Origin of the sequence: Actinosynnema sp. NPDC049800 (assembly GCF_040656635.1) — a bacterium.
Lineage (GTDB): Bacteria > Actinomycetota > Actinomycetes > Mycobacteriales > Pseudonocardiaceae > Actinosynnema.
The window spans coordinates 297,394-314,831 of the sequence record NZ_JBFAMT010000001.1 but is presented as its reverse complement, the minus strand read 5'-3'; the positions used below and the strand labels follow the sequence as shown (position 1 = coordinate 314,831).

General features: G+C 73.3%; 13 protein-coding genes. 5 read left to right on the top strand and 8 right to left on the bottom strand.

Annotated elements, in window-relative coordinates; translation table 11 throughout:
• Positions 1-30: 30 nt before the first annotated feature.
• Positions 31-1,215, bottom strand: a complete 1,185-nt coding sequence (locus AB0I91_RS01465) for a serine hydrolase domain-containing protein (RefSeq protein ID WP_499634621.1) — start codon at positions 1,213-1,215, stop codon at positions 31-33.
• Between the two features lie 135 nt (positions 1,216-1,350).
• Between AB0I91_RS01465 and AB0I91_RS01460 the strand changes: the two genes are divergently transcribed.
• Positions 1,351-2,463: a sensor histidine kinase gene (locus AB0I91_RS01460; protein ID WP_499634618.1), complete on the top strand. Its 1,113-nt coding sequence runs from the start codon at positions 1,351-1,353 to the stop codon at positions 2,461-2,463.
• Positions 2,460-3,206, top strand: coding sequence for a response regulator (locus tag AB0I91_RS01455; protein WP_499634615.1), 747 nt, complete (start codon positions 2,460-2,462; stop codon positions 3,204-3,206). The genes AB0I91_RS01460 and AB0I91_RS01455 overlap by 4 nt, the downstream gene beginning before the upstream one ends.
• On the opposite strand, the gene AB0I91_RS01450 is transcribed toward AB0I91_RS01455, so the two are convergent.
• The gene (locus AB0I91_RS01450; RefSeq protein ID WP_498772160.1) at positions 3,207-4,325 is read right to left on the bottom strand and encodes a glycosyltransferase; all 1,119 of its coding nucleotides are present in this window, start codon (positions 4,323-4,325) and stop codon (positions 3,207-3,209) included.
• Positions 4,326-4,511: 186 nt separating this feature from the next.
• Between AB0I91_RS01450 and AB0I91_RS01445 the strand changes: the two genes are divergently transcribed.
• Positions 4,512-4,886, top strand: a complete 375-nt coding sequence (locus AB0I91_RS01445; RefSeq protein ID WP_498772162.1) for a hypothetical protein — start codon at positions 4,512-4,514, stop codon at positions 4,884-4,886.
• Here the strand turns inward: AB0I91_RS01445 and AB0I91_RS01440 are convergent.
• From AB0I91_RS01440 to AB0I91_RS01430, 3 genes are read right to left on the bottom strand one after another with little or no spacing between them, the layout of a single operon-like run.
• Positions 4,883-5,626, bottom strand: coding sequence for an ABC transporter permease (locus AB0I91_RS01440; protein WP_499634612.1), 744 nt, complete (start codon positions 5,624-5,626; stop codon positions 4,883-4,885). The two genes, AB0I91_RS01445 and AB0I91_RS01440, sit on opposite strands and share 4 nt — an antisense overlap.
• Positions 5,623-7,149, bottom strand: coding sequence for an ABC transporter permease subunit (locus tag AB0I91_RS01435; protein WP_499634609.1), 1,527 nt, complete (start codon positions 7,147-7,149; stop codon positions 5,623-5,625). The genes AB0I91_RS01440 and AB0I91_RS01435 overlap by 4 nt, the downstream gene beginning before the upstream one ends.
• On the bottom strand, positions 7,146-8,069 hold the full coding sequence (locus AB0I91_RS01430; RefSeq protein ID WP_499634607.1) for an ABC transporter ATP-binding protein: 924 nt from the start codon (positions 8,067-8,069) through the stop codon (positions 7,146-7,148). The genes AB0I91_RS01435 and AB0I91_RS01430 overlap by 4 nt, the downstream gene beginning before the upstream one ends.
• Positions 8,070-8,225: 156 nt before the next feature.
• On the opposite strand from AB0I91_RS01430, the gene AB0I91_RS01425 reads away from it, so the two are divergent.
• Positions 8,226-9,368: a sensor histidine kinase gene (locus AB0I91_RS01425; RefSeq protein WP_499634604.1), complete on the top strand. Its 1,143-nt coding sequence runs from the start codon at positions 8,226-8,228 to the stop codon at positions 9,366-9,368.
• Complete coding sequence (locus AB0I91_RS01420; RefSeq protein WP_498772175.1) at positions 9,365-10,024, top strand: response regulator; 660 nt, start codon at positions 9,365-9,367, stop codon at positions 10,022-10,024. Before AB0I91_RS01425 ends, AB0I91_RS01420 begins: the two co-directional genes overlap by 4 nt.
• 177 nt (positions 10,025-10,201) lie before the next feature.
• Here the strand turns inward: AB0I91_RS01420 and AB0I91_RS01415 are convergent, their stop codons facing one another.
• The 3 genes from AB0I91_RS01415 to AB0I91_RS01405 all read right to left on the bottom strand — a co-directional run bounded on the left by AB0I91_RS01415 (position 10,202) and on the right by AB0I91_RS01405 (position 17,249).
• Positions 10,202-12,901, bottom strand: coding sequence for an exo-rhamnogalacturonan lyase family protein (locus tag AB0I91_RS01415; protein ID WP_498772177.1), 2,700 nt, complete (start codon positions 12,899-12,901; stop codon positions 10,202-10,204).
• Positions 12,901-15,975, bottom strand: coding sequence for a glycoside hydrolase family 2 TIM barrel-domain containing protein (locus tag AB0I91_RS01410; protein WP_499634600.1), 3,075 nt, complete (start codon positions 15,973-15,975; stop codon positions 12,901-12,903). Before AB0I91_RS01410 ends, AB0I91_RS01415 begins: the two co-directional genes overlap by 1 nt.
• A 245-nt stretch (positions 15,976-16,220) precedes the next feature.
• Positions 16,221-17,249, bottom strand: a complete 1,029-nt coding sequence (locus tag AB0I91_RS01405) for a LacI family DNA-binding transcriptional regulator (protein WP_499634598.1) — start codon at positions 17,247-17,249, stop codon at positions 16,221-16,223.
• Positions 17,250-17,438 lie beyond the last annotated feature (189 nt).

Here is a 17,438-nt window from a genome sequence, read left to right as displayed (position 1 = left end):
CCACGCGGGCGCCCCACCGCCGCCCTGGGTCTACTTGAGACCGCAGAGCGCGTGGTCGACGAGGTTCTTGGTGACGTCCTGGTCCAGCTCGGGCGCGCCGAGCTCGGCCACCATCGAGTCGGTGTTGATCGACACCATCACGCTGCGCCTGCCGTCGGCCGTCACGCCGTTGCGGGTCTTGAAGCCGGGGATGTCGCCGCCGTGCGACCAGTAGCCGCCGCACGCGTTCGGGATCCACATGAGACCGAGCCCGTACGCGGCGCCCGCCCACCCCTCGTCCAGGTCCGGCGCGCGCACGGTCCTCGTCATCTCGGCGAGCTGCGCGGGCCGCAGCACCTTGCCGCCGACCAGCGCCTTGAGGAACTCGTTGCCGTCCTCGGTGGTGCTGATCATGTCGCCGGCCGCCCCGCCCCAGGACGGGTTGTAGTGGGTCACGTCGAGGGCGCGGCCGTACCGCGGGTCCTCAGGGTCGGCTTCCAGGCCCTTCTCCGGGAACCGCTCGTACGCCGTGGCGTGCGGCCGGGGCAGGAACGGCGACGTGCCCGGCAGGTGGGTGTCGCGCAGGCCGAGCGGCTCGACGAGGCGGGTGCGCACCTCGTGCTGCCAGGTGTTGCCGGTGACCCGTTCGATGATCATCCCGGCCAGGACGTAACCGGTGTTGGAGTACTTCCACCGCTCGCCGGGCTGGAAGTCCGGCCGCTGCCGCACGGCGAGCGCGACGAGCTGCTCCGGCCGGTAGGTCCGGAACCGGACGTCCTCGAACTCGTCCTCCAGGAACAGCTCCGGCAGTTGGCCGACGTAGTCGACCAGGCCGCTGGTGTGCTGCAACAGGTGCCGCACGGTGATCTTCGCGCCGTCGTTGCCGTGGCCGGCGACGACACCGGGCAGCCACCGCTCGACGGTGTCGTCCAGGGACACCCGGCCCTCGCCGACCAGTTGCAGCACGGTCGCGGCCACGAACGGCTTGGTGTAGCTGCCGATGCGGAACTTCGCCCGCCACGGCACGGGCGTGCGCCGGTCGACGTCGCCGTGGCCGCTGCGCACCCGCACGTCACCGCGCGGAGTGTCCACTTCGACCAGCACGCCGGGCGCGCCCTGCGCCAGCAACGCGTCGGCGTGCCGCTGGAGGGTGGTGGTGTCGGTGCGGGCGTGGGCCGTGCCCGCGGTGGCGAGGACCAGCGCCCCGACCACCGCTGTCGCGCAGAGTCGTTTCATGTCACCGAACGTTAGGGCTCGCGGCGGTCGGCGTCGTCGCCCCACGACGGCATCTCGACCTACCCCCGTGGGGGTAGTGGGGAATCCGCCCACGGGGTGGCGACGGGCGCCCCGGCGCGCGACTACTTTGGGCTGGTGCTGGCCACGATCAAGCCGATCCGGCTCGACCTGCTGCTCGCGGTGGTGCTGACGACGTTGACCGTGGCGACCGCCGTGAGCCAGACCGGCGGCGGGTCCGACTGGCCGGCGTACCCGGTGGCCGCGCTGACCGTCGCGCCGATCGCGCTGCGCCAGCTCGCGCCGGTGGCCACGATGGTGGTGATGCTGGGCGCGCTGGCCTGCTACGGCCTGGTCGGGTTCGGCGGCCTGCCCAGTGGCGGCGTCGGCGCGCTGGTCGGCATGTTCACCGTGGCGACGTTGCGGTCCCGGCTCGCGGCCGCGGTGACGTTCGCGGCGACGGCGGCGGTCGTGGTGCTGGCGTTCCTGGGCGTCGCCGCGGGCTCGTGGTCCGAGGTGGCGCAGTCGGTGCTGGTCGTGGCGGGCGCGTGGATGCTCGGCGAGGGCACGAAGCGCTGGGCGCAGCGGGCCGAGCGGCTGGCGGAGGAGGCGGCGCGGGCGGTGGCCGACGAGCGGGTGCGCATCGCGCGCGAGCTGCACGACATCGTCGCGCACCACATGTCGGTGATCTCCTTGCAGGCCGGTGTCGCGGGGTACGTGCTGGACACCGACCTGGCGACCGCGCGCAAGGCGATCACGACGGTCGGCGACACGAGCCGTGAGGCGTTGACCGAGATGCGCCGCCTGCTCGACGTGCTGCGCGTGGACCACGACGACGACTACCGGCCGCAGCCCGGGTTGGCGGCTCTCGAGGAGCTGGTGGACCGGGCCCGGGGCGCGGGGTTGCCGGTCGACGTGGTGATCAGCGGCGAGGTGCGCGAGCTGCGGCCGGGCCCGGACCTGTGCGCTTACCGGGTGGTGCAGGAGTCGCTGACCAACGTGCTCAAGCACGCGGGGCGGGCGCGTGCGCGGATCGAGGTCGAGTACGGCGAGCAGACGCTGGTGCTGAAGGTGACCGACGACGGCCGGGCGGCGCCGGGCGCGTCGGGCCCGGACCACGAGCCGCACGGCATCCGCGGGATGCGGGAACGCGCCGAGCTGTACGGGGGCGTGCTCACCGCCGGCCCGATCGCCGAGGGCGGGTTCGGCGTGGTCCTGCGGCTGCCGATGGGCGAGGTGGCGGCCCGGTGACGATCCGCGTGCTCATCGCCGACGACCAGGCGCTCATCCGGGCCGGCCTGGTCGCCCTGTTCACCGCCGCGCCGGGCTTCGAGGTCGTGGGCGAGGCCGCCGACGGCGGTCAGGCGGTGGCGATGGCCGCCCAAACCTCGCCCGACGTGATCCTGATGGACATCCGGATGCCCGTCCTGGACGGCATCGCCGCCACGCGCCAGATCCTGGCCGCCCACCACGACCGCGACCGCGACCACGACCGCGACCGGGAGCCCGACAGCCGGCAGCCGGACCGCGATCGCGAGGACCCGCCCCGGATCGTCGTGCTGACCACGTTCGACCTGCCCGAGTACGTCTACACCGCGTTGGGCGAGGGCGCGTCCGGGTTCCTGGTCAAGGACACCCCGCCGGAGCGGATCATCTCCGCCGTTTGCACCATCGCCGCCGGCGACATCCTCATCGCGCCGCACATCACCCACCGGCTGATCGAGACCTACGCCCAGCACCACCGCGCCACCGCCGTCGGCGCGCCGCAGCTGGCCGCCCTGACCGCGCGGGAGACCGAGGTGCTCCGCCTGGTCGGCAACGGCCTGACCAACGCCCAGATCGCCCAACGCCTCGTGCTCAGCGAAGCGACGGTGAAGACGCACGTCAAGCGGATGATGGGCAAGCTGGCCCTGGCCAGCCGCGCGCAGGCCGTCGTGGTCGCCTACGAGAGCGGACTCATCGTGCCGACCGGCAACCGCGACCGGATCGGGTAGTCAGCCGGCCAGCCGCTCCAGCAACGGCACCGCCCGCGCGGGCTCGGGCAGGTCGAGCATCTCCGCCCGCACGCGCTCCGCTGCCTGCCGGTAACCCGGATCGGCCAACACCTCCGCGACCGCGGCCCGCACGTCCTGCGGCGTGGCGGCGACGGGGTCCAGCACCCGGCCCACGCCCAGCCGCGCGCACTGGTCGGCGTTCTGCGGCTGGTCGGCGCCCAACGGCAGCAGCACGGTCGGCAAGCCGTGCGCCAACGCGCCGATCACGCTGCCCGAACCGCCGTGCGAGATCACCAGGTCGCAGTGCGGCAGCACCGTCTCCTGCGGCACGTAGCGCTCGATGCGCACGCCGGGCCGTTGCGGGCCGAACGCGGCCGGGTCGAGGTGCCTGCCCACCGTGGCGATCACGTTCACCGGCAGGTCGCGCAGCCCGGCCAGCACCCGCGAGAAGAGGTCGCCGGACTCGGCGTTGAACGCCGTGCCCAGGGTGAAGTACGCGGTCGGCGGGTCGGACCGGCCGATCGGACCGACCGGCGGGCGGATCGGGAAAGCCGTGCCCGGCAAGGGGAACGCCGGATCGCGGAAGCTCGGCGGGAACGGCGACAGCAGCAGCCGCCGGTGCAGCATCTCCAGGTCCGGGTCGGGCGGCAGGCCGAGGCCGGCGCGCAGCTCGCCGATCGGCTCGCCGACCACCGCCGGCCGCACGAACGCGCCCGACGCGATGACCTGCACGTTCGCGTAGGGCAGGCCGAGCTTCTCGGCGGCGAGCACACTGCCGAAGTCCACTTCCTCGCACACCACCACGTCCGGCCGCCACCGCTCGAACAGCTCCAGGTACAACGGCACCCGCTCGGCCGCACCCCGTCGCACGAACCCGTCCCGCAGCTCCTGGTCGTCCCGCTCCCGGTCGGGCGCGAGCAGCGGCCCGACCTCCGAGGGCTCGGGCCGTCCTCCCTCACCCACCGGGAGCGCGGTGAACCCGGCGGCCTCGACCGCCTCGCACCGGTTCGGCCCGGCCGCGACCGCGACGGTGTGCCCGGCCGCGACCACGGCCGAGGCGAACGGCACCAACGGCTGGAAGTGGCCCAACCCGCCGATGAAGGTGAACAACACGCGCATCCGACCAGCCTATCGATCACCCGACGACGGCCCGGACACGGCGGCTCAGGCGACTGCGACCCGGGCGCCGGCCCGGACGACGGCGAGCAAAGCCCGGGCAGCCGGCCCCACCCGCGTCAGGGGGCCGAGCTGATCGGGACCACGTCACCTCGTCCGGGTCCGGGCCGGTGCCCTAGCATCCGCGCCGTGGACAAGACCCGGGTCGGATGCTGGTCGATGATCGCGCTCGTCGTCGCTCAGACGCTGTCGACGCTGCTGTCCGGCGACCTGGCCGAGCTCACGGTCGTCGGCGTGCTCTTCAACGCCGGCGCCGCGCTCTCCACCTACCTGGTCCTGCGCCGCCCCGACCGCAACCGCTGGCCGCTGGTCGCCTGGGCGGCGGGCTTCTTCGGCTGGCACGTGACCGGCCTGCTCACCCTCGCCGGCGTGGCGACCACCGGGCTGGACGCGGTGTTCACCGTCGGCAGCGACCCGCGGCTCTCGATCCTCTACCAGGTGGTCCTGACGACGCTGGCGGGCTTCGCCGTGCACCTGCTGCTGCCCCGGCCGACGAAGCCCTAGGCGTCACGCAGCCGGAGTGCCAGACCGCCGACCAGGAGCGCGCCGGCCGCCCACAGCCCGAGCACGCCCAGACCCGCCCACGGGCTGATCGGCAGGCCCTCGACGTTCGCGGTGGCCTGCACCGCCAGCCCCGCCGTCATCGGGCTGATCCGCTGCAAGCGCTTGAACCAGTCCGGGTCGGACACCACCGCGGCCACGACCGGGAACAGGTACAGCAGCCCGAGCACCACCCCGATGGCCGCCGCCGCGTCACGCACCAGGACGGCCACGCCCAGGCTCAGCAGCCCGACCAGCACCAGGTAGAGCACGGAGCCGACGGCCGCGCGCAGCACCGGCCCGTCGCCCAGCGACAGCACCGCGACCCCCGACAGGACGCCCCGCCCCGCCAGCACCGACACGAGCACCGCCGCCCCGCCCGCCACCAGCACCAGCGCGCCGACCACGGCCGCCTTCGCCGCCAGCACGGTCGACCGGCGCGGCAGCGCGGCGAACGTCACCCGGATCATCCCCGTGCCGTACTCGCCGCCCACCGCGAGCACGGCCAGCACGGCGACCACGGCCTGGCCGAACGCGATCCCGGTCAGGCTGGTCTTCGCCGGGTCCCCGCACCCCGTGTCGGCGCAGGCGACCGACGCCGCCACCCCCAGCGCCACGGTCAGCAGCACCACCCCGGCCAGCAGCCACGCCGTGCCCGCCACCGTGCGCAGCTTCGTCCACTCCACGTGCAGCGCTTCCCTCACGCGTCCCTCCTCCGCAGCACGGAGAACGCCACACCGAGCGCGACCGCCGTGTAGCCGCACAGCACCGCGAACCCACCCAGCGGGCTCAACGGGAAGTAGCCGTCGGCGGGGGCGTAGTTCGCCGTGACCTGCTGGTACTCCGGCAAGCTCTGCTGGACGGCGAACGCGGCGGCCGGCGTGACCCGCAGCAGCCAGTCCGACGGCCCGGTCGGCAGCACGGACGCGATCGCCAGCACGTACGGCAGCACGATCGCCACGATCACCACCGCCACCGCGCCCGCGCTGCGCCGCAGCACCGTGCCGACGGCCAGGCTGAGCACCGCCGCCACCGCGAGCAACGCCGCCGTGCCGACGATCACCCGCACCTCGGTCGCGGTCGGCACGGTGAACAGGAAGAAACCCTTGTCCACCTCCACCGCCCGGACCAACGGCACCGTGATCAGGGCCGCGGCCAGCGCGGTGACGAACGTGACCGCCGCGATCACCGCGGCCTTCGCCGCCAGCACCCGACCGCGCCGCGGGCTGGCGCTGAGGCTCGTGCGGATCAGGCCGCGCCGGTACTCCGAGGTCATGAACGTCGCCGCGACCACGATGACCGCGATCAGCCCGGCGAACGCGCCGACCAGCCGACCCTCGACCGTCTTGCCGAGCCCACCGCGCCCGGCCACGACCGGCGCGATGTTGCCCGACCCGCTCACCGCGACCCCGTCGGCGGTCTCCTCGAACCCGGTGCCCGCCCCGGCGCCCGCGCGCGGCCCGCCCAGGTCGCCGACGTCCTCACCGACCCACTTCCGGTCCGGCCACGAGCCCTCCAGCCCGATCCGGTCGAACTCGGCGGTCGCCCGCGTCGGGTAGCTCTCGCCGCTGGCGCCGGCGAACGACTCGGTGATCACCTCGTGGTGCGGCGAGGCCGCGAACAGCCCGGCCCGCACGGTCGACGGCAGCCCGGGGAGGGTGACCGAGCCGACGAGGTGCCAGGTCGCGCCGTCGGGCGACTCGTGGCCGGTGATCGTGTCGCCCGACCGGGTCAGGCGCAGCCAGCTCGGCGTCGCGTGCAGCGTGCCCGCGACGTCGCCGGTGAAGTTGTGCTGCAACCGCACGCCGTGGCCGCCCGTCAGCATCAACGCGGCGTACGGCGATCCCGGCGTGGTGCTCGCCTTGACGATGATCCCGCCCTTGGTCCACGGCTGCGTGTCCTCGACCGGCGCCTGACCGTCCGAAGAGGACACCGCGGTCAGCGACGTCACGCGGGCGGTGATGCTGCCGTCGCCGGTGAGCGCCTGGTGCGCGAACGAGAAGTTGTCGACGACCGGCTCGCCGCCCGGACCCGTCGGCGGCGTGCTGCCCGCGCACGGCGCGCCGTTCGGGCCGCTGCACGAGAAGTTGCTCGCCGCCGCGGCGAACAGCCCCATCAGCAGGATCACCAGCGCCGCCGCGACCAGGCCGAGCACCCAGCCGCGCACGGTGCGCAGCTTCGTCCACTCGGCGCGCAGCACGTGCCCGAACCCGTCCGGCCCGCTCATCGCGCGCCCTCGGCCGCGTGGAACTCGACCGCGTCCCTGGTCAGCTCCATGTAGGCCTCTTCGAGGGACGCGCGGTGCGCCGACACCTCGGAGAACGGCACCGCGTGCTCGCCCAGCAGCGCCACCACCCGTTCACCGGACAGCCCGGTGACGGTGAGCGTGTCGGCGCCGGTCACGGCGACCGTCGCGCCCGCCCGTGCCAGCACCGTCGTCGCCGGCGTGCGGGCGCTGGTGCGCAACGTGACCCGTTCGCCGGACGCGGCCTCGATCAGCTCCGCCACGCCGACGTCGGCGATGACCTTGCCCCGGCCGACGATCACCACGTGGTCGGCGGTGTCCTGCAACTCGCTCATCAGGTGGCTGGACACCAGCACCGCCCGGCCCTCGGCCGCCAGCGACGGCAGGAAACCGCGCACCCACCGGATGCCCTCGGGGTCCATGCCGTTCACCGGCTCGTCCAGCACGAGCACCGGCGGGTCGCCGAGCAGCGCCGCCGCGATGCCGAGCCGCTGCCGCATGCCCAACGAGTAGCCGCCGGCCTTGCGCCGGATCGCCGAGGTCAGGCCGACCCGTTCGGCGACCTCGTCCACCCGCCGCGCGCCGAGGCCCTGCGAGTGGGCCAGCCACAGCAGGTGGTTGCGGCCGGTGCGACCGGGCTGCAGCGCCGACGCGTCCAACAGGGACCCGACCTGTCGCAACGGGTGCCGCAGGGTCCGGTACGGCCGGCCGCCGACCAGCGCACGGCCCTCGTCGACCGAGTCGAGGCCGAGGATCACCCGCATCGTGGTGGACTTGCCCGCGCCGTTGGGCCCGACGAAGCCGGTGACCTTGCCCGGTGCGACGGTGAACGTCATCCCGTCCAGCGCCACGGTCGGCCCGTACCGCTTGCGCAGCCCGGAGACTTCGATGGTTGCTTCCATGCCGGGAAGGCTAGGAGCGCGGCCCGGGTCGGGTCGTCACGCGGGAGAGCCGTCTCCGCCTCGCCGGCGCGGGGGAGGCGCATCCCTCCTGAGAGGGATGCCGGTGTCACCACCTGCGGTGACGCGTCGGCGCGGGTCGGCGACGACAATGACCCGGTGAGCGATGAGGGGTGGGCCCGGCGGTTGGCCGACGGCCCGCGCGTGCCGGGGGGCGTCGTGGCGCTGCTGGGCGCGGGCGCGGTGGGCGAGGCGGTGGCGCGGGCGGTGACCGGCGGCGCCGACCCGCAGCTCGTCCTGGTGCTCGGGGTGCTGGCCCTGGCGACCACCGCGCCGGCGGCGTTCCTGCGCCCGGCGCCCGCCGCGGTCGCGGTGACGGCGGCGGCCGTGCTGTCGCTCGGGTTGTTCCACGGCCTCACGGCGGCGGGCCTCGGCGCGCAGCTGATCGTGCTGTACCGGCTGGGACGGGTCGGCGGCCAGGTCCTGGCAACCTGCCTGGCCGTGCCGTACCCGGTGCTGGCCCTGGTGCGCGACGCGGACGCGATCACCGTGCTGGCGGCGTCGTCGGCGTTGGCGGCGGGGTGGGTCGGGGTCGCCCGGTGGGCGCGCGGCGAGGCGCTGGTGCACCGGGCCGCCCGGCAGGCCGTGGCCGGGAGCCTGCTGGAGCACACCGCGCGCGGCGAGCGGGCCCGGATCGCGCGCGAGCTGCACGACGTCGTGGCGCACCACATCTCGATGATCGCGGTGCAGGCGGAGACGGCCCGGCTGACCACGCCCGGCATGCCCGCCGCCGGCGCGCAGCGGCTGGCGGAGATCGGCGACACCGCGCGGGCCGGGCTGACCGAGATGCGGCGGTTGCTGGGCGTGCTGCGGTCCGACGCGCCGGAGGAGGTCGCGGACCGCCGCCCGCAGCCGGGGTTGCCGCAGCTCAACGAACTGCTCGACGACGTGCGCGACACGTCCGGCGCGGGCGCGCGGCTCATCGTCTCCGGCACGCCCGGCCCGCTGGACCCCGGTGTGGAGCTGGCCGCGTACCGGATCGTCCAGGAAGCCCTCACCAACGCGCGGCGGCACGCGCCCGGCGCGGCGGTCGACGTGGAGCTGCACTACACCGAGGAGGCGTTGCGGTTGCGCATCAGGGACAACGGGCCCGGCCCACGCGGCGCGGCGCCGTCCGGTGGGCACGGGCTGACCGGCATGCGCGAACGGGCGGCGGCCGTCGGCGGCCGGTTGCACACGGGCACGACGGCCGTGGGCGGATTCCTGGTCGAGGCGAGCCTGCCGACGGGGGCGGCCGGGTGAGCGCCGTCCGGATCGTGGTCGCCGACGACCACCAGGTGATCCGCACCGGGTACGCCGCGCTGCTCGACACGCAACCCGACTTCACCGTCGTCGGCACGGCGTCCGACGGCGGGGAGGCGGTGCGCGTCTGCCGCGAGCTGTCACCCGACGTGGTGCTGATGGACGTGCGGATGCCGGGCGTGGACGGCATCGAGGCCACGCGCCGGCTCGCCGACGGGCCGCGGGTGCTGATCCTGACCACGTTCGACCTGGACGAGTACGTCTACGACGCGTTGCGCGCGGGCGCCAGCGGCTTCCTGCTCAAGGACGTGACGGCGGAGCAGCTGTTCGACGCGGTGCGGGTGGTCGCGGCCGGCGAGGCGTTGCTGGCGCCGACCGTGACCCGCCGCCTGATCAGCGAGTTCGCCCGGCTGCGCCCCGAGCCGGCCACGTCCGGGACCGCCCTGTCCACCCTCACGCCACGGGAGACGCAGGTGCTGCGCCTGATCGCGGAGGGCCTGTCGAACACCGAGGTCGCGGCCCGGCTGGTGGTCACGGAGGAGACGGTGAAGACGCACGTGAGCCGGGTGCTGAACAAGCTCGGCCTGCGCGACCGCACCCAGGCGGTGGTCGCGGCCTACGAATCGGGCCTGGTCGTGCCACGCGCCCGGGGCTAGGTGTCGCCGGACGCCCGCGGTCCGGTGTCGTCGGGCACCCGAGGTCAGCGTCGTCGGGCGCCCGCCGTCAGGCGTCGGCGGCGGGCAGCACGAGCGACGCGGCGGTCAGGCGGGTGCCGCGGCCGGCCGTGCTCCGGGTGTGTTCCCAGCGCACCCCGGGGCACGGTGGCCGAGCGGTCAGCGGTCCACCCGTTGAGGTGGCAGCGCGTCGCCCACCAGGGCGAGGTTCTGGATCGCGGCCAGTCCGTACTGGGCGGAGGCGTTGGTCGACACGAACACCGCCTCGTCGACCGGGCGCAGCGCGTTCGGGCCCTCGACCCTGGTCGACCGCCACGGCAGCCCCGGGCCGTACCCGTCCTGGCCGGCGAAGAACTCGTCCCACGCCCGCCGCGCCAACGCCTCGTCACCGGTCCGCGCCGCCGCGTACGCGGTGAGGCGGGAGTGCATCTGGCGGAAGCCGACGTTCCACGAGCCGCCGACCTCGGCCTGCTGCTCCTCCCTGGTCGCGCCGTACAACCGGCAGTACTGCACCCACGCCTTCTCGAACGCGGGCCGGTCCAGGAGGTCGATCAGCTCGCCGCAGATCTCCGCCAACCCGAACACCGCCGACAGGTGCGACACGCTCACCTGCACCCGATCGGTGGCGAACCGGCCAGTCTCCAGGTTGTAGAGCGCCTCACCGGTGACGAAGCCGTTCTTCAGCGCCCCGATGTCCTCGACCGTGCCCAGCAGCTTCTGCCGCGCGACCGGGTCGCCGCCGCGTTCCCACTCCGTCAGCCACGCCGCCGCCAAGGCGCCCCAGTCCGTGCCGAGTCCGACCGCGAGCGCCTTCGGATCGGGCGTGTACGGCTCGGTGCGGATCTTGCGCAACGGGTCGAGCGCGACGAACGTGCGGTCCGCGTCCACCAGCTCGCGCAGCAGGTCGCCGACCCGCTCATCGGCGGTCAGGAAGTAGTAGAACCTCCGGTTCGCGGCCGTGCTGATGCGCAGCTGCTTGGCGCTGCACCCCCAGTGCAGCACGTTGTGCCTGGTGCCGAGGTCCTTCCACTGGCCAAGGTGGTAGACGTCGACCTCGCCGGTGTGCCGGGTCATCGCCTCGGCCATCCGGAACACGTCCGCCCGCCCGCTGCGCAGGTAGGCGTACCAGAGCCACAGGTCCGTGGACAGCTCCGAGTTGTCCCACGCGTACCCGCCGACGTCGTAGCGCCACTGGTGCCGGTCGGAGTCGTAGGTGTGCATCACGTCGCCGTAGTTCCAGAACCCGTACCAGCGGCGCTGCTCGACCTGGTCGCGGTGGTAGTCGAAGAGGAAGTCCAGCCGGTCCTCGATCGCCGCGCGCGCCGGCGTCGAGCGGTCGACCAACGACCAGTCGCCGAACACGCCCGCCGCCAGCAGGTGCTGCGGCGGCGCGACCAGCAACGGCGGCGTCTGCACGGCCTGCGCCATGGCGACCAGGCTCGCGTCGTCCGGCGTCGAGCCGACCGCCCACAACGTCAGCTCGCTGGTGCGCGCCACGCCGTACGCGGTGCCGAATCCCGGTTCGTAGTCCTCGTAGGTGATCTGGAGGCCCTCCAACTGCTCCGGGAACGTGTCCATGCCCAGGCCGTCGTGGTAGAACCGCAGGTCCATCGGCCGCGCGTCCGGCGACCACAGCCACACCGTCACCTCGGCCTCCTCACCCGCCGCGCCGCGCACGTCGAGCTGCGTCGGGTGCAGCTGCCAGAAGTTGCGCAGCCCGAACGCCAGGCCGCCGCTCGCGCCGCCGACGTACCCGAAACCGGGCGACCGCCGTCCCGCGTCCACGTCCACCCACGTGTGGCCGGGCTTGGTGCGCTTGCGGATCGCGTAACCGTCCGCGGTGAGCTGGCTGAGGCTGTAGTCGCCCCACGTCGGGATCAGGTTCAGCCTGCCGCTGACGCGGGTGTCCCAAGTGGACACCGGCGGCAGCTTCCGCCCCGCCACCTGGGCGCTGCGCACCGCCGCGCCCGGATCGCGTCGCAGGCCGGTGATGCCGCGCACGGCCTCGCGCAGCAACCCGCCCTCCTCGCCGCCGAACCGGACGTGCCGGTCGTGCGGCTCGTCCCGCATCGGCACCGCGAACCGGATGCCCAGGCCGCGCAGGTAGTCGTCCTCCGTGCCGTCCCACACGAACGTGTGCGTCATCTTGATGCTGTCCGTGCCCGCGAAGAAGTAGAACCGCACGGTGAACGGCAGCCACTCGCGCCGCTTCGCCCGGTGCACGCCGTCGACCCGCAGCACGGCCCGCACCGGACCGCTCTGCTCCACGATGACGTTCTTGACGGCGCTGACGAACTTCTCCCGCTTCGCGCCGCCGGTGTCCTCGTCCTCGTCGTGGTCCTGGCGCAGGCACACCAGGTGCCCGCGCCGCACGACCGGCTCTCCGCCGCGCGTGATCCGCTCGATCAGGTCCGCGCCGCTCTTGCGCACGGTCACCTCGATCACGCCGGTGCGGACGATGACGTGCTCCGCCCTGTCCTCCACCGTGACGGCCTGCGCCGGCGCCCGGGCCGGACCCGGTTCCAGCCGGTACCCGTCGGCGGCGGTGGGTCCGCTGATCGCGTGCGCGCTCCACTTCAGCGAGCCGTCCGGCCACACGCCGGTCGCCCAGGACTGCACCGGCACCTGCTCGCCCGTGGCCGTGACCAGCGAGAACGCCTGGTCCTTGGCGAACGCGCCGCGTGGCCACGGCACACCCCAGGTGGTGCCCGCGTGGGTGGCGGGCGCACCGCCTTCCAGCCACGTCAGCGCGGCCTGGCGCGGTGGCTCCGGCGCCGCCTGCGCCTGGCCCGCGCCGAACGGGAGCGCGTAGGCCGCGGCCACCCCGCCCAGGAAGGTCCGACGGTTCACCTGTGCCATCACGGGCCTCCGATCACCTGGAGCTCGTCGATGCCGAGGAAGCCGGTCGACGTGCCCGGCGCACGGCTGGTCATGGTGATCCGGACCCGCGTCGTGGTCACCGGATCGAACGTGATGCGGCTCGGCCCGCCGGCGCCCCAGTCGACGCGGACGTTCGACGCGGGCGCCCACGCGCGGCCGTCCCAGTGCGCCACCCGGACCGAGGCGGGCAGCTGGTGAGCGGCGTCCACGGCGAAGTGCGACGTCAGCCCGCCGACCTGCCGCTGTTGCGGCCACGCCACCGAAACCCAGTCGCTCGCGTGCGCCGACGACACCGCGGGCAGCACCTGGGTCGCCTGCTTGGCGTAGGAGTTCGACCACCGCGTGGTCAGGTCGCCGTCCACCATCGCCGCCGGCAGCGTGGTCGCCCGGCCGCTGTAGCTCGCGTCGACCACCGGGCCGTCGGCGATCGGCGGGGCCGCCCCGACCGCCGTCAACCCGCCGGGTCCCTTGGGACCGCGAGGGATGGCGAGCACGGACGTGCGGCCGGACCGCAGGCCCGGCGCCGTCGCCCGGATCGTGATGGGGCCGCCGCGCGCGTCCGACTGCACGATCGCCAACACCTTGCCGTGGAACGCGGTCATGCCGTCCGCCTTGTACGGCTCCACGCTCTCCGGCCGCCCGTTGTCCACGCCGACGAGCCGGCCGCCGGTGACGGAGAACGTGACCCTGTCCGCCGCGCTCGGCACGACCACGCCGTCGCGGTCGACCACGTCGGCGGTGACGTAGGTCAGCGACCGGCCGTCCGCCGTCACGACCTCGCGGTCGGGCGTCAGCCTCACCGCAGCCGCCGCACCGGCCGTGCGGACCACGTCCCGTGCGACCTCCTTGCCGTCCTCGCGCGCCACCGCGACCAGCTCACCCGGCTGGAACGGCACGGTCCACGTGAGGTGCAGCTTGCCCGCGCTGCCGTTCGGGCTGGTGTAGCTGCCCGGGAACGGCCCGGTGGTGACGTTCTTGTCGTCGTTGGACGGCTCGGTCGTCTCCAGGTACTCCTTGCCGTACGTGGTCTTCTTGCGGTCGAACTTCCGCACGCCGAGCGACGTGCCGTTCAGGAACAGCTCGACGGTGTCCACGTTCGCGTAGGCCCAGACCTGCACCGGCTCGCCCACCTCGTGGCCGGTCCAGTCCATCGGCGCGACGTGCACCATCGGGTCGGTCGTCCACTGGCTCTTGAACAGGTAGTACAGGTCCTTGGGGAACCCGGCCGTGTCCATCGCGCCGAAGTGCGAGGTGCGCACCGGGAACACCCCGTCGAACGGCGTGGGCTCGCCGATGTAGTCCATGCCCGCCCACAGGAACTGGCCGAGGAAGAACTTGCGGTCCCGGTCCTTCTTCAACCCGTACTCGCCGCTCAACGTCCAGGACGCCATGTTGTTGTCGTACGACGAGACCTCGCGCTTGCCGGGCGTGTGGTTCTCGCCGGTGTTGACCAGCAACGGGTCCTGGTACGAGCCACGCGTGGAGGTCGAGGACGACGACTCGGACTCGAAGATGAACTTGTCCGGGTACTTGGCGTGCAACGCGTCCACCGCGCCCGCCGTGTTGTAGTTCAGGCCCAGGCCGTCGAGCGCGCCGAGGATCAGGTCCGGACCGGAGCCCGTGGCCGGCACGCGGCGGTAGGCGTCCGAGCCGAACACCACCGGGCGGCTGGTGTCGATCGAGCGGATGTCGGCGGCCAGGCGCTGGGCGGTGTCCGGGCCGAACGGGACGTTCCAGAAGTCCGGGATCTCGTTGCCCACCGACCACAGCACCACGGCGGGGGAGTTCTTCGCCGCGTGCACCATCTCCTTGATGTCGGCGGAGCTGTTGGCGTCGAAGAACCGGCCGTAGTCGTAGGCGATCTTGGGCCGCCGCCAGGTGTCGAACGCCTCCACCATCATCACGATGCCCAGCTCCTCGCACAGCTCGACCTGTTCGCGCGACGGCGGGTTGTGCGAGGTGCGGAAGGCGTTGACGCCCATGCCCTTCATCAGCCGCAGCTGCCGCTCCAGCGCGTCGCGGTTCACCGCGGACCCGAGCGCGCCCTGGTCGTGGTGCAGGTCGACGCCCTGGATCTTGTGGTACTCGCCGTTGACGAAGAAGCCCTCGTCCGCGTCGAACCGGACCCAGCGGAAGCCGAACCGGGTGCTGGTGGCGTCCACGCGCCGGCCGGCCACCGTCACCTCGGTCTCCAGCGTGTAGAGGTGCGGGTCCGCCATGGACCACAGGGTCGGCTCCGGCACGCGGATGTCGGACTCGACGGTCGTGCCGGTGACCGCCGTGTGGTGACGTGCCACGACGCGTCCGTCGGAGTCCTTGACGCGGTACCGCACGGCGACGTCCTCGGCGGCGCGGCCGTTGACCACGTCGGTGCGGACGTGCGCGGTGGCGTGGCCCGAGGCCACTTCGCGCTCGACGTCCGGGGTGGTCACGAACGTGCCGTGCCGGGCGACGTGCACCCGGTCGGTGACGACGAGGTCGACGTGCCGGTAGATGCCGCTGCCGGAGTACCAGCGGCTGCTCGGCAGCTTGTTGCGCACCTTCACCGCGACGACGTTCGGGGTCCGGCCGTCCTTGTGCGCCGCGGCCAGGTCGACCGCGAAACCCGTGTAGCCGTACGGGTGCGCGGTGACCAGCGCGCCGTTGAGGTAGACCTCGGAGTCCATGTAGACGCCGCCGAACTCCAGCGAGACCTGCTTGTCGGCGGTCGAGCGCGGCAGCGTGAACGTCTTGCGGTACCAGCCGAGGCCGCCGGGGAAGTAGCCCGTGCCGCTGCCGGCCCCGGGCGTCATCGGCTGCTCGATCGACCAGTCGTGCGGCAGGTTCAGCACCCGCCACGCCGAGTCGTCGAAGCCGGGCTCGTCCGCGTCGGCGTACGCCGGTTCGTCGTCACCGGTGGTGTTGGCCAGGGCGAACTTCCACGACCCGTCGAAGCTCTCGTCGCGCGTCGGGTGGGCGGCCGGCTCACCCGCCGCCGCCGGGCCCGGCGCCAGGCCCGACCCGAGCAGGAGCGCGACGACCGCCGCCGCGAGCACACGCCTGTGTCTGTCCACCTGGACCCCGGTTCCACGCGTCGTGAATCGACAACACCGATCAGAGAAGTGCGCAGAGCAACAGAACGACACAGGATGCTGCCGCCCCGTGACGGCGGGTGTCAACCCTTCGGGAAAGCGCTTTCTTCCGCCGCGCCCATCAACCCGGGCGTTGAACTCGGGGCAGCCGAACGCAGGACCCGCGCGACCTGGACTCGGGGACCGCGTGTCGAACGCTCAGGTCCCCCCCGGGTCCGCCGTTCGGGTCAGGGGTGGGGAGTGCGGCCCAGGGTGCTCTGCCGGGCGATCAGCTTGTGCGCGGCGCGCACCTCGATGCCCGGCAACGGCCCGCTGCTGTCGATGCGCGCGAGCAGCCGTTCCACCGCCGTGGTCGCTATGGTCACCTTGTCCGGCGAGATGGTGCTGATCGTCGGGTTGGAGTAGCGGCCTTCCTCGATGTCGTCGTACCCGATGAGGGCGATGTCCTCGGGCACGCGCAGCCCGCGTTCCAGCACCTCGTGCAGCGCGCCGAGCGCGACCAGGTCGCTGTAGCAGAACACGGCGTCCGGCGGGTCGTCCCGGTCGAGCAGCACGCGCATCGCGCCGGAACCGTCGGCCCGGTTGAACCTCGGGGTGTGGATTATCAACGACTCGTCCACCGGCAACCCGGCCTCGGCGTGCGCCTGCCGGTAGCCGAGCGTGCGCAGCTGCGCCGCCTCGCCGGTCGGGTACGGCTGGTCGCCGATGGCCGCGATCCGACGCCTGCCCAGGCCGATCAGGTGCGCGGTGGCCTCGCGGGACGCCGCCACGTCGTCGATCCCCACGTGGTCGAACGTGCCGTTGGACGACCGCTCACCCAGGACGACCAGCGGCAACGTCGGGTCGCCCTCGTCGAGGTCCTCCTGGGCCAGCCCGAGCGGGCTGAAGATCATGCCGTCGAACAGCAGCGCCCGCGCGCCGCGCCGGATCAGCTCGCGCTCGTGCGCCGGGTCGCCGTCGGTCTGGTCGATCAGCACGTTGTAGCCGCGCTCGCGCGCCCTGGGGATGATGGCCTGCAACAGCTCCGCGAAGTACGGCGTGTCCAGGTAGGGCACGACCACGGCGATCTGCCCGGACCGGCCGTTGGCCAGGTTGCGGGCCAGCACGTTGGGCCGGTAGCCCAGCTCCGCGATCGCCCGCTCCACCTTCTCGCGGGTCCGCTCGGTGACCCTGGCGTAGCCGTTGACCACGTTCGAGACCGTCCGCGCGGACACGCCCGCGAGCTCTGCTACGTCACGCAGCGTGGCATCGCGCATCGTTCTCCTCCGTCGGACCGGCGCGGCGGCCCCACCGCTACAGCGCTGCAAAGGAGTGTGCACGCCGACCAACGCCGCGACAAGCCCCGACCGCCCGATGATCCACAACCGTCTCAAATCTCGTTTGGATTAAGTTCACGTGAGGTCTTGCAGCGCGGCAAAACGCCGTCCATAGTGCTTTGCAGCGCA